This window comes from Desulfocicer vacuolatum DSM 3385, assembly GCF_900176365.1.
Lineage (GTDB): Bacteria > Desulfobacterota > Desulfobacteria > Desulfobacterales > Desulfobacteraceae > Desulfocicer > Desulfocicer vacuolatum.
The window spans coordinates 116,682-129,384 of record NZ_FWXY01000002.1; the positions used below are offsets into that span (position 1 = coordinate 116,682).

The following is a 12,703-nucleotide window of genomic DNA, read 5'->3' on the forward strand; positions in this document are numbered from 1 at the left end:
AAATGTTCCACAGATTTGTGGAGTATCTCATATAAAAAAACTGCCACGGACAGACCTTATTCTATCCTGCTCTGCCATGGCAGTTATATGCATATAATACTTTATAACTAAAGGCAAGTGGACTCACAGCCATAAGGCACAATGATCGTAAGAATTTTTTAATAAAAAACTTCGACATCTTTCATACAACTTCAAAAGTAGTTTACACTTTTCCATCAAGTTTTCCCGGGAAATGGGTATATCTTTTTGCAAAATGTAAACTGGAAAATGAAGCATGCCAAAACTTCGACATGCTTCATTTTTAAATTTTTAAGGAGACATCGTGATCATAGAATTTTTATTATTGCTGGCAGGCCTGGCCCTGCTTTATTATGGATCAGAATTCCTGGTAAAAGGAGCGGCCTCAACAGCCATATTATTTGCCGTGCGACCGGTGATTGTGGGATTGACCGTGGTGGCTTTTGCCACATCCGCACCAGAACTTCTGGTGAGCCTGGTGGCATCGGTGAAGGGGTCCGGGGATATTTCCGTGGGCAATATATTGGGAAGCAATGTCATCAACATTGCCCTGGTGCTGGGATTGTCAGCTTTAATCCGCCCCATTAAAATCAATGGACGCATTGCCCAGGTGGAAATGCCCATCATGGTTTTTGTGTGTGTTCTTTTCTATGTTATCTGCCTGGACGGGGTAATCGGATGGGGGGATGGCGCTTTGCTGCTGGCCATCCTGGTACTGTTTCTGGGCTACAGCATCTGGACGGCCCGGGATAAAAACGGTGACACTGTCCGGGAAAAACCGACGGTGAGAGCCCTTTTCCGAAATGGTGTAATGATAGTGGGGGGATTGATTGGCCTTGCCAAAGGGGCGGACATGGTGGTGCAATCCGCCATCATCATGGCCCGGGAAATCGGGCTGTCCGAGGCCTTCATCGGTATCTCCATTGTGGCATTGGGGACATCATTGCCCGAACTTGCTACCTCCGCCGTGGCCGCGGCCCAAGGGGAAAGCGACATCTCCGTGGGCAATGTGGTGGGCAGCAACATCTTTAACGTGTGCATGGTCATGGGGCTGGTGGGCTTGATCCAGCCCATGACCCTGGATAAATCGTTGCTGACCTTTGAATTCCCGTTCATGATTTTCATTGCCCTTTTCCTCCAGGCGGTGTGTTGGTGGAGGAAGGGCATCGGACGTTTAGCAGGTGGTGTGTTTGTACTGCTGTTCATCCTCTATATTATCGGAGCTTTGCTATAGTTGGGGTATAGTTGGGGTCAGGCTTCGCTTATTGCTGTTATTTTGCAAAATGCAAAATAACAGCAATAAGCGAAGCCTGACCCCATTTTTTACCATTTAAGTCCTTTATCTGGGTCAGACCCCACAATAAGGGACTGGCCGTCTTTGACGGTGCCGTTTAAGAGAGCCAGGGAAAGGGGATTTTCCAGGTGCTGCTGGATGGCACGCTTCAGGGGGCGGGCCCCAAAGGCCGGATCATAGCCGGATCGGGCCAGAAATTCCTGGGCATCCCGGTTCAGGGTGATGTGGATCTTGCGCTGGGCCAGGCGCTCATTTAACTGCCGGATCTGGATGGCGGCAATGGCTTTTATATCTTCCAGGGTTAAATTCTGAAAGGTGATGATCTCATCAATTCGGTTTAAAAATTCCGGTTTGAAGGCCTGTTTCAGAGCCTGGGAAATGGCGGCCTGGAGCCGTTGGTCGTTTTCTGTGGACATTGGGTTTGGGTTGCTTTTCTGCTTTTCTCCTGTGCCACTTTCAGCACCGCGATCCAGGGCACCGATGTACCCGGTGTCCGATGAAATTCCCGCAGCCTCCTGGATGAATCTTGACCCCACATTGGAGGTCATGATGATGATGGTGTTGGTGAAATCCACGGTGCGGCCCTGACCGTCTGTCATGCGGCCGTCATCCAATACCTGGAGCAGCACGTTGAACACATCGGGATGGGCCTTTTCAATTTCATCAAAGAGCAGTACAGAATAGGGTCTTCGCCGCACCGCCTCGGTGAGGGCACCGCCCTCATCATACCCCACATATCCCGGAGGGGCACCAATGAGCCTTGCCACGGAATGTTTTTCCATGTATTCAGACATGTCAATGCGCACCATGGCGGACTGGGAATCAAACATGAATTCCGCCAGGGCCTTGGCAAGTTCGGTTTTTCCCACACCGGTGGGTCCCATGAAAATAAAGGTGCCAATGGGACGATCCGGGGACTGCAGCCCCGACCTTGCCCGGCGCACAGCATTGGAAACCGCATCAATGGCAGTCTTCTGGCCGATCACCCGTTTTTTGATGTGGGATTCCATCTCCACCAGTTTTTCCTGCTCTCCCTTTAACATGCGGGACACCGGGATGCCGGTCCAGGCAGACACCACATCTGCAATGTCTGTGGCTTCCACATCTTCCTTTAGCATGCGAAGCTCTTTCTGGGCTTTATTGAGCGTTGCTTTTTTATCTGCCAGGGATTTTTGCAACGTTTCAATGGTGCCGTAACGAATCTGGGCCACCTTGGCCAAATCCCCTGCCCGTTCAGCCACCTGGGCCTGGGTCTGGGCCTGGTCCATCTGCTCCCTTATGGCACTGATCTCCTGGATGAGCTCCTTTTCCATGTTCCAGTGAAGTTTCATGGGCTGGATCTCTTCTTTCATGTCGGCAATGGACTTTTCCAATGTTGTCAGACGCTCCCGGGAGGCCTCGTCCTTTTCTTTTTTCAGGGCCTGGCGCTCGATCTCAGCCTGGGTGATGCGGCGCTGGACATCATCTATGACGGTGGGCATGCTGTCAATCTCAATGCGCAACCGGGAGGCTGCCTCATCCACAAGATCAATGGCCTTGTCCGGCAGAAACCGGTCGGCAATATACCGCTGGGAAAGGGTGGCAGCCGCCACAATGGCTGAATCCTTGATGCGCACCCCATGGTGCACCTCGTACTTTTCCTTGAGCCCCCGGAGAATGGAGATGGTGTCCGCCACCGTGGGTTCCGCCGCCATCACGGGCTGGAAACGGCGCTCCAGGGCCGCATCCTTTTCTATGTATTTTCTGTACTCATCCAGGGTGGTGGCCCCCACGCAGCGAAGCGTTCCCCGGGCCAGGGCCGGCTTTAACATATTGGAAGCATCCACAGACCCTTCAGAGGCCCCGGCCCCCACCACGGTGTGGAGCTCATCAATGAAAAGAACAATCTCCCCCTGGGAGGATTCCACCTCTTTTAACACCGCCTTGAGTCGATCTTCAAATTCCCCCCGGTACTTGGCACCGGCCAGCATGGCCCCCATGTCCAGGGCAATGAGGCGTCTGTTTTTAAGACTTTCTGACACATCCCCCTCCACAATACGCTGGGCCAGCCCCTCCACCACGGCGGTTTTACCCACCCCGGGCTCTCCAATGAGCACAGGATTATTTTTGCGCCGGCGGGAAAGGACCTGGACAATGCGGCGGATCTCCTCGTCCCGGCCAATCACCGGGTCCAGCTTACCCTGGCGGGCAAGTTCTGTGAGGTTGCGTCCAAACTTTTCCAGGGCCTGGTATTTTTCTTCGGGGTTTTGATCGGTGATGGTCTGATTGCCGCGGATTTCCCGGAGAACCTTTAAAATAGCGTCCCGGGTGATGCCCTGGGCTTTTAAAATATCAGCACAAGTGCCCCGGGTGTCTGCCATGGCCAGCACCACATGCTCCAGGCTCACATACTGATCCTTCATCTTGTCTGCTTCTTTAAAGGCCACTTCAAACAGGGCCTGGGACTCCTGGGATAGATAGATCTGGGGGGCTGCACCGGTGACCTTGGCCTGTTTGGTCAGGGCATTGTCCAAGCTTGCCAGAACTGTATCAAGGTTGCCGCCGATCTTTGCAATGATGGATGCCGGGACCCCCTGGCGATCTTCCAGCATCACCCGCAACAGATGCAGGGGCTCTATGGCGGTGTGCTGGTATTTTCGCACCAGGGCCTGGGCAGAATGGATCATCTCCTGGGATTTAACAGTTAGTTTTTCGGGGTTCATATTTCCTCCATGAGTTTTTTAATTAATGCACATAAAGTAATACAACCCATTCCTTTGTCAACTAATAACTAATTGGTAATCTAATTGGGGTTCTAATTGGGGTCGGGCCAAACGAACCTATTGATATTAAAAAGCTTTACTGTAAAACAAGCCAATTTTTCAAGCTTAAAGCGTCCATTTCACCCATAAAAAATGCATTTTAAGAAAAACAGGCACATACAAAAAAAATAGCAACATCTTGGCATGCTTCATTATCCAGCTTACACTTTTCAGAAAGATATACCCATTTCTCGAAAAAAAATGATCGAAAAGTGCAAACTACTTTTGAGGTTTGATAAAGGATGCCAACATCTTATGGTTGAAATTTTATAGATTGACTTTTTACAGGGGGAAGTAGCATCACACTTTAAATGTTTTAAAAAAAATCAGGGATAACGACGCTCAATTTCTTAGAAGGCACTTTTGGGGGGTAAAAAGTGCCTTCTAAGAGCAGCATCAAGCATATTTTGATACATATAAATAATAATTTAAAGCGGTTATCTGGGTCAGACCCCGAAAGAGAAGGCGAGTTCGGACATGATTTCAGCCAGGGTGGGATGGGCATGGATGGTGTGGGCAAGATCAGATACTGTCAGTTCTTTGGTGACGGCCAGGGCACCTTCGGCAATGAGATCCGTGGCGTGGGGGCCTGTGATGTGGACACCCAACACCTTTCCGGTGGATGTGTCAGCCACAATTTTGGCTTCCCCGGCAATTTCCCCAATGGCCTGGGCCTTGCCAAGGGTACGAAAATTCACACTGGCACAGGTGACATCAAGGCCCTGTTCCCGGGCCTGGGCCTGGGTGAGCCCCACATTACCGATTTCCGGCATGGTAAAGATGGCACCGGGCACAGCAGTATAATCCATAACAGCAGATCCGCCCATGGCATTTTCCGCTGCCACCATTCCCTCATGGGATGCCACATGGGCCAGCATGATATGCCGGGGTCCCAGGATATCCCCAATGGCATACACCCCGTCCACGCCTGTTCCCATACCCTGATTCACCGGTATCCACCCCTTGTCATCCAGATCAAGACCGATGTTTTCCAGACCCAGATCCCCGGATAAAGCCGACCTGCCAATGCACACAGCCATCTTTTCTGCGACCAGGGTACCGGGTTTCACCCGTTTTTTTCGTTTTTCATCCACAAAGGGTGACACCCCCAGTGTGATGGTGAGTAAGTCACCGTTCTTTTCTGCGGTTTCCACCACCTGATCGGTGATAAATTTAATTTTCCGTTTTTTCATCTCCCGCTGGAGAATTTTGGAGCACCCCTCATCCACCGACGGCAGGGGCAATAAACGATTCATGGCTTCCACCACAGTGACGTCCACCCCCAAAGCTGACAAGATACAGGCAAATTCACACCCGATCACCCCGCCCCCCACAATAACCAGGGATTGGGGAAGACTTTCCAGGGTCAACAGATCATTGCTGGACAAAATCTGCTTTCCATCAAAGGGAAACTGAGAAATGTTTAAAGGTTCGGTGCCCACGGCAAGAATAAGACGATCGTAATGGATCTCCTTTTCCCAGCACTTATCATCGGCCACGGAAACCACCCCCTGTTCCTTTATATAGCCCCGCCCCTGTTCAAACTGCACATTGCTTTTTTTAAGCAGGGCCAGAATACCTTTGCGCTGGGTCTCCATGATCTGCTGTTTCCGGGCCATGATAGCTGCCATGTCCACAGCCACGCCGCCGTCAATTTTAATGCCATAGTCCCTGGCTTCCCTGGTTTTTAAAAAAAGATCTGCCGATGTTTTCATGATCTTTGAAGGGATACATCCCCAGTTAAGACAGGTGCCGCCGGGGTGTTCCTTTTCCACCACGGTGACATCCCCGCCCAGCTGGGCTGCCTTTAATGCCGCCACATATCCACCGGGGCCTGCACCAATAACCACTATTTTTTCCGCCATCTCATTTTCTCCTTTACAAAATTAACAGAATTGATAAAAATATAGGATCGAATTTATTTTTTCCCCAATTTATTTTAAAAAAACTTTCCACAAATTTGTGGTTATTTTATATACTCAACTTTCGGTGTCCGCATTTCGTGGTGGGGTCAGGCTTTCGTTATTGACATTATCGAGGCTTTTTTCGTTGGCAAAGGCCTTGGTCGATAACGTCAATAACAAAAGCCTGACCCCGTCGGCACACTGAGCCCCCCCGAGGGGTAATAGGAACCGGCCAATCGGGCTGTCTACAGTTCCGGGCCGGGCCCATTGCCCCTCGGGGGGGGGCGGCATGACACCATTGTCAATATTCGTTGTGTCCGACAGGACATGCCTGTTTATATGAAATACTCCGCAAATCGGGGGGGGGTATTTCAAGCTTTGTTGTGGGCAGAGCCGGATCAGAATACGGCCTGCCCGTGGCAGTTATAGAAATATAACTAACATTGGTATTTCAGTAAAATCAACATAAAACAGCCCCTTTTTCGCTGCCTCCTGCCCAGAGTATTATTTTGATTAAAACACGTAAAACATAAAAATTCAATTTTTAATTTGATGATTATATAAATTTATTATTTTAAGATTGACATTTTCACAACAATTAATTAAACAATAACCCGAACCCCAAATCAATTGAGGTTCTCCTTCATTTTGAGCAGAGATTAAAACAATTATGAAAATTGATGATGTAAATATTGAGATTATTAAAGAATTACGCAATGGCAGACAATCCTTTAAAAAAATAGCAGACAAACTTGGCATCACAGAAAACACGGTGCGGACCCGGGTAAACAAACTCAGGGAAGAAGGGGTTCTGGATATCTGTGGATTGTTTGATCCGGCCTGCCTTCCCGGACATCAAAGCGTTATTATCGGTATTAAGCTTTCCGCCGCCAATCTGGTGGAAAAGGGCGAAGAAATATCAAAACTCATGGGAGTGATCTCGGCAAGTGTGGTCACAGGGCGCTACGACCTGATCATCCAGGTATTATTTAAACCGGGATTCGGGCTTCTGGAATTTTACACCAATGAGATCTCTAAGGTCCAGGGGATAAACACAGTGGAAACCTTTGTGATATACAAAGCGTATAACCTCAAAGTTCCCTATGTATTATAACCCCCCTGATCTTCTACTCCGGGCAGGAGAAGACCCGTTAAAAATCTGAAAGTTGATCAAAGAGGTGAAAACATGGAAACAACAATCAAAACAACACCTTTGAACCAATGGCATAGATCCCGCGGGGCCAACATGGCCAACTTCGGAGGCTTTGACATGCCGCTGTGGTATGACACCGGTGTAAAAGCGGAACATCTGGCAGTGATACAGTCAGCAGGCATCTTTGACACATCCCACATGGCATCGGTGCTGGTCAACGGTCCCGGCGCACTGCCACTGCTGCAATATTGCCACACCCGGGACCTTTCCCCCCTGGCCAACGGCCGATGTGTGTATGGGGCCATTCTCGATGAAAAGGGTCATGTCATTGACGATGCCATTGTTTATCGTTTCCAGGCTGATCAGTACATGGTGTGTGTCAATGCGGGCATGGGTACTGCCGTTGCCCAACACCTGAAGTCCCAGCTGGCCGTTATCCAAAAAACAGATGACACCCACGGCACAGTGGATATCCGGGATCTTTCCGAAAAACTCGGAAAAGTGGATATCCAGGGCAAAAATGCGGCAAAGATACTGCAACCGCTCCTGGACAACCCCAAAGCAATTTTTGAAAAAATGCCCTACTTCTCCTTTAAGGGGCATTTTGATGATAACAATCCCCTGGCTGACGGGGTACGGTTAAAGGATGGCACCCCCATTCTGCTCTCCCGGTCGGGCTACACCGGTGAGTTCGGATTTGAGATTTTCATCAAAACCGATGCTGTGGTGGCCCTGTGGGAGTCCATCCTCACGGCCGGGGAACCCTTTGATGTTGTTGCCTGCGGACTGGGTGCCCGGGATTCACTCCGGGCCGGGGCTGTGCTTCCCCTTTCCCACCAGGATGTGGGGCCATGGAAATTCATCAACCATCCCTGGATGTTTGCCCTGCCCCTGGCACCGGACAATGGCAGCTTTACCAAACCCTTTCTGGGGGACAAGGCCCTTCTGGACCCCAAAGACACTTTTTACACCCTGCCCTTTGCCGGGGAAAATCTCAGAAAAGTGGGCAGTGGCCCGGATTCCCAGGTACTGGATAAGAATGGTGAGGTGCTGGGCATAGTACTCACCTGTGCCACGGACATGGCCATTGGTCGTCATGACGGCACAATCTTAAGCATTGCATCCCCCGATCTCCCCCGGGGCTTCAAGGCCCGGGGCATCAGCTGCGGATTTATCCGGGTGGATCGTCCCCTGGAAGTGGGCACCCCACTGGTGCTCCGGGAAAAAAAGCGAAAAATCAATGTCACCGTGGTTTCCGATGTCCGGCCCCACCGCACGGCCCGGCGGAAAATTACGGATTTTCTGGATACAAAAATTTAGATTTCACATGCCGGGTGCCGGAACGTGAACCCCAAGTGACCGTACCGACACCCTGAATAGAGCCAATTTAATTTTTTTAACGGGGATCACCCCGCCACACATGGAGGGTAACAAAGATGAAAGAGATAAATGAACTGAATCTGCCGGAAAATTTAAAGTATTCCAAGGACCATGAATGGGTCGGTGTGGAAGGCGATGTGGCCACCATCGGCATCAACGATTATGCCCAGGATCAACTGGGTGAAGTGGTGTTTGTGGAAGTGCCCGAAGTGGGTGACACCTTTGACGCAGAGGATGAATTTGGCACGGTGGAGTCAGTAAAGGCGGTTTCTGAACTCTATTGCCCCATTGCCGGTGAGGTGGTGGCCATTAACGAAGATCTGGAAGATGCACCGGAACTTGTCAATGAATCCCCCTATGAAAAGGGGTGGATCATGAAAATTAAAGTTGCAGATGCCTCTGAACTGGACAACCTTATGGACAAAGCAGCATATTTTGAGATGCTGAAAGGATAATTGCCATGCGTTATCTTCCCCACACCCCACAGGATATTGCCGAGATGCTGGAAAGGACCGGCCATGCCAGCATGGACGATCTTTTTGAAACCATCCCGGAAAAATTCCGCATCAATGGAGAGATGGATCTTCCCCAGCCATTGACCGAATGGGAACTCAATGCCCACATGGAAGCGCTGTCCCAGGAGATGTGCGCCTTTCCCAAAAATAAAATTTTTCTGGGTGCTGGCAGCTACCCCCATTACATTCCCTCTTTGATCCCCTATCTTGCCGGTCGGTCGGAATTTGCCACGGCCTACACCCCCTATCAGCCGGAAATCAGCCAGGGCACCCTCCAGGGCATATATGAATTCCAGACCATGATCACCGAGCTTCTGGGCACAGAGGTTTCCACAGCCTCCCATTATGACTGTGGCACAGCCCTCACCGAGGCCCTTCTCATTGCCCTTAGAAAAAAGAAAAAACTCAACAAGGTGGCCGTGTCAAGCCTTGTGCACCCCCACCACCGCCAGATCATCAACACCTATTTTGCCCCGGCAGGATTTGAAATGGTGGAAATCCCCATGGCCGCCGATGGCACCACAGACCTTGATGCCGTGGCTGCCATGGATGACATTGCCGCCGTGGCCGTGCAATCCCCCAACTTTCTGGGCTGCATTGAAAATCTTGGCCGGGTCAAAGAAATAGCAGACAGTAAAAAAGCCCTTTTCATCACCTCCTTCACTGAAGGCCTTGCCTGGGGACTTTTAAAGAACCCGGGAAGCTTTGGGGCCGACATTGTGGCAGGGGAAGGCCAGAGCTTTGGCATTTCCCAGTCCTTCGGGGGTCCGGGGCTTGGTATTTTAACGGCCCGGAAAAAATTTGTACGGGATCTTCCCGGACGACTGGTGGGACGCACCAAAGACACCAAGGGCGAAGAAGGCTTTGTGCTCACCCTGTCCACAAGGGAACAGCACATCAGAAGGGAAAAGGCAAGCTCCAACATCTGCTCCAACAACGGGCTCAATGCCCTCACCGCTGCCATGTACCTTGCCACGGTGGGTAAAAAAGGCATGAGAGAACTTGCACAGATCAACCATGACAAGGCCGTATTTCTAAGGGATCAACTGCTGGATGCGGGTTTTGAACCGGCCTTTGACCGCCCCTTTTTCAATGAATTTGCCCTTAAAGCCCCCAAAGGATATGGGGTGAAACGCCAGGAACTTAAAAAGAAGGGAATCCTGGCCGGATTAAGTCTGGAGTGCTACTACCCGGATCTCAAAAACCACTACCTGTTCTGCGCCACGGAAGTATTTTCCAGGCAAGATATGGAAAACCTGGCCAAGGAGGTGAAAAATGGCTGATATTACCGGAACCGGCGGTCTGATATTTAAAGAAGCATTGTTGTGGGAAAAGAGCCGGGAGGGACGATGTGCCTTTTCCATCCCCACAAACGATGTCCCCACAGCCCAACTTGACCCTGAATTTGTGGGGGATGCACCGGAACTGCCCCAACTGGGTGAATTTGATGTGGTGCGTCATTACACACGCCTTTCCCAGTGGAATTTCGGCCTGGATTCAGGCATGTATCCATTGGGCTCCTGCACCATGAAGTACAATCCCAAAACCAATGAGGTCCAGGCGGCACGACCCGGGTTCACCGGGGCCCATCCCATGATTGACGATGAGCTCTCCCAGGGGGCCCTTGCGCTGTTGTACAACCTGGAGCAGTACCTGGCAGAAATCACAGGCATGGCTGCCACCACATTACAGCCGGCAGCCGGAGCCCACGGAGAACTGGCCGGTATGCTGGTGATTCATGCATATCATGAGAAACAGGGACATCAGCGCTCCAAGATCATCATTCCGGACACGGCCCACGGCACCAACCCTGCCAGTGCCACCCTGTGCGGATATGAGTCGGTGAACATTCAATCCGGACCCGACGGCATTTTAACACCCGAGGCTGTGGCTGCGGTGATGGATGAAGAGACCGCAGGCATCATGATCACCAATCCCAACACCCTGGGGTTGTTTGAAGAAAACCTGAGGGAAATTGCCGACATTGTCCATGACAAGGGCGGCCTGGTGTACGGGGACGGAGCCAACATGAACGCTGTCATGGGCATTGTCAAACCCGGCGATCTGGGCATTGATGTGATCCATTTTAACCTGCACAAAACCTTTTCCACCCCCCATGGCGGCGGCGGTCCCGGGGCCGGTCCCATATCTGTGGTGAAAAAACTGGAACCGTTTCTGCCGGTCCCCCGGGTGGAAAAAACCGATGACGGTTATCGCCTGGTCCATACAACTCCGGACAGTTTTGGACGGATGCTCACATTTCATGGTCATTTTGGTGTCCTTATCCGGGCCTATGCCTATATTCGATCCATGGGTGCTGCAGGGCTCACCGATGTGAGCAAGTTTGCCGTGCTCAATGCCAATTACATCAAGGCAAGTCTCAAAGATGATCTTGATCTGCCCTATGACCGGCCCTGCATGCATGAGTGCGTGTTCACAGACAAAAAACAGGTGAACACCGGCATCACCACCCTGGACATGGCCAAACGGATCATGGACTATGGATTTCATCCCCCCACCATCTATTTTCCCCTGGTGGTGCATGGGGCCATCATGATTGAACCCACAGAGACCGAAAGCAAAGAGACCATTGACCAGTTCATTGATGCTTTTAAGGCGGTGGTCAAAGAGGCAAAGGAGACCCCGGAGCTCCTGAAAAAAGCGCCCCATCGGCCCAAGGTGTCCCGTCTGGATGAGGTCACTGCGGCCCGGAAACCGGTTCTGAGGGGATAAGTTATGCCCTTTGAACTTATGGATCTGGGGCTTGTGGATTATGAGAAAGCCCTGGATCTGCAACAGCAATATGTGACGCAAAAAAAAAACAAGGCCCTGGAAACAGACATGATTCTCATGCTGGAGCATCCGGCGGTGTTCACCCTTGGAAAACGGGGGGGACGGGAAAACCTCATGGTATCAGAGGACTTTCTCAAGGAGCAAAAAGTGCCTGTGGTGCAGACCGGGCGGGGGGGAAATATCACCTTTCATGGCCCAGGCCAGCTGGTGGTGTACCCCATCATGGATCTTGATCGGGCCGGTATGGGGGTGGCGGATTTTGTTCATCTTCTGGAAGAAATCATGATTCAAATGGCCGGGGATGTGGGGGTGACGGCCCGGCGAAGTTCAGCCAACCACGGTATCTGGGTGGAAAACAGAAAGCTTGGTTCCATCGGCCTTTCCATCACCCGGGGCATCTCTTTCCACGGCCTGGCCTTGAATGCCAATGTGGATCTCACCCCCTTTTCCTGGGTGAACCCCTGTGGACTTTCCGGGGTTTCCATGACTTCCCTGGAAAATGAACTGCAGCAAAAATCCCCCAAAGGTTCCATATCCATGCCCGTTGTCAAAGAAAGTTTTGTCCGCCATTTCACCAGGGCCATTAAATCAACTTAGCCTCAATCAAGCATATTGAAAATGGTGTCATGCCGCCCTCCTGGCGGACACAACAAACACAAGGTCGTAGACGCGGAGCCAAATGGTATTATACCGCCGCCCCCCGATGGGCAATGGGCCCGGACCGGAACTGTAGACAGCTCAATTGTCCGGTTCCTATTACCCATCGGGGGGCGGCTCTGCTGAGGTTGCCTTGGAGGTTGTCTTTTCATATAAAAAAGAAAACCAAAGTCTAATATACCCAGCAC

Annotated in this window: 9 protein-coding genes; 7 read left to right on the forward strand and 2 right to left on the reverse strand. The window is 51.1% G+C overall.

Going from position 1 to position 12,703, the window contains the following annotated elements:
- The first annotated feature begins 322 nt into the window (after positions 1 to 322).
- Positions 323 to 1,252 (forward strand): calcium/sodium antiporter, encoded by a 930-nt coding sequence (locus B9A32_RS02465; RefSeq protein WP_084066790.1) that lies wholly within the window; start codon positions 323 to 325, stop codon positions 1,250 to 1,252.
- Between the two features lie 89 nt (positions 1,253 to 1,341).
- Here B9A32_RS02465 and B9A32_RS02470 read toward each other — a convergent pair whose 3' ends face one another.
- Positions 1,342 to 4,014 carry an ATP-dependent Clp protease ATP-binding subunit gene (locus B9A32_RS02470; RefSeq protein WP_084066791.1) on the reverse strand — a complete coding sequence of 891 codons (2,673 nt, stop codon included), beginning with the start codon at positions 4,012 to 4,014 and terminating at the stop codon, positions 1,342 to 1,344.
- A gap of 545 nt (positions 4,015 to 4,559) precedes the next feature.
- Positions 4,560 to 5,978, reverse strand: coding sequence for a dihydrolipoyl dehydrogenase (gene lpdA, locus B9A32_RS02475; RefSeq protein WP_084066792.1), 1,419 nt, complete (start codon positions 5,976 to 5,978; stop codon positions 4,560 to 4,562).
- A 709-nt stretch (positions 5,979 to 6,687) separates the two neighbouring features.
- Between lpdA and B9A32_RS02480 the strand changes: the two genes are divergently transcribed.
- The 6 genes from B9A32_RS02480 (at position 6,688) to lipB (ending at position 12,455) form a co-directional block, all read left to right on the forward strand.
- The gene (locus B9A32_RS02480) at positions 6,688 to 7,131 is read left to right on the forward strand and encodes an Lrp/AsnC family transcriptional regulator (RefSeq protein WP_084066793.1); all 444 of its coding nucleotides are present in this window, start codon (positions 6,688 to 6,690) and stop codon (positions 7,129 to 7,131) included.
- Positions 7,132 to 7,203: 72 nt separating this feature from the next.
- The gene (locus B9A32_RS02485; protein ID WP_084066794.1) at positions 7,204 to 8,490 is read left to right on the forward strand and encodes an aminomethyl transferase family protein; all 1,287 of its coding nucleotides are present in this window, start codon (positions 7,204 to 7,206) and stop codon (positions 8,488 to 8,490) included.
- Positions 8,491 to 8,606: 116 nt separating this feature from the next.
- Positions 8,607 to 9,005: a glycine cleavage system protein GcvH gene (gene gcvH, locus B9A32_RS02490; RefSeq protein ID WP_084066795.1), complete on the forward strand. Its 399-nt coding sequence runs from the start codon at positions 8,607 to 8,609 to the stop codon at positions 9,003 to 9,005.
- Between the two features lie 5 nt (positions 9,006 to 9,010).
- Complete coding sequence (gene gcvPA / locus B9A32_RS02495; RefSeq protein WP_084066796.1) at positions 9,011 to 10,348, forward strand: aminomethyl-transferring glycine dehydrogenase subunit GcvPA; 1,338 nt, start codon at positions 9,011 to 9,013, stop codon at positions 10,346 to 10,348.
- Positions 10,341 to 11,798 (forward strand): aminomethyl-transferring glycine dehydrogenase subunit GcvPB, encoded by a 1,458-nt coding sequence (gene gcvPB / locus B9A32_RS02500; protein WP_084066797.1) that lies wholly within the window; start codon positions 10,341 to 10,343, stop codon positions 11,796 to 11,798. The genes gcvPA and gcvPB overlap by 8 nt, the downstream gene beginning before the upstream one ends.
- 3 nt (positions 11,799 to 11,801) lie before the next feature.
- Complete coding sequence (gene lipB, locus B9A32_RS02505) at positions 11,802 to 12,455, forward strand: lipoyl(octanoyl) transferase LipB (protein ID WP_084066798.1); 654 nt, start codon at positions 11,802 to 11,804, stop codon at positions 12,453 to 12,455.
- The last annotated feature ends 248 nt before the right edge of the window (positions 12,456 to 12,703 follow it).

What these genes read in the sequence shown, in the direction of transcription:
- lipB (WP_084066798.1), top strand. Translation starts at nt 11,802, where the DNA reads ATGCCCTTTGAACTTATGGATCTGGGGCTTGTGGATTATGAGAAAGCC.
- B9A32_RS02470 (WP_084066791.1), bottom strand. Translation starts at nt 4,014, where the DNA reads ATGAACCCCGAAAAACTAACTGTTAAATCCCAGGAGATGATCCATTCT.
- lpdA (WP_084066792.1), bottom strand. Translation starts at nt 5,978, where the DNA reads ATGGCGGAAAAAATAGTGGTTATTGGTGCAGGCCCCGGTGGATATGTG.
- gcvPA (WP_084066796.1), top strand. Translation starts at nt 9,011, where the DNA reads ATGCGTTATCTTCCCCACACCCCACAGGATATTGCCGAGATGCTGGAA.
- B9A32_RS02480 (WP_084066793.1), top strand. Translation starts at nt 6,688, where the DNA reads ATGAAAATTGATGATGTAAATATTGAGATTATTAAAGAATTACGCAAT.
- gcvPB (WP_084066797.1), top strand. Translation starts at nt 10,341, where the DNA reads ATGGCTGATATTACCGGAACCGGCGGTCTGATATTTAAAGAAGCATTG.
- gcvH (WP_084066795.1), top strand. Translation starts at nt 8,607, where the DNA reads ATGAAAGAGATAAATGAACTGAATCTGCCGGAAAATTTAAAGTATTCC.
- B9A32_RS02485 (WP_084066794.1), top strand. Translation starts at nt 7,204, where the DNA reads ATGGAAACAACAATCAAAACAACACCTTTGAACCAATGGCATAGATCC.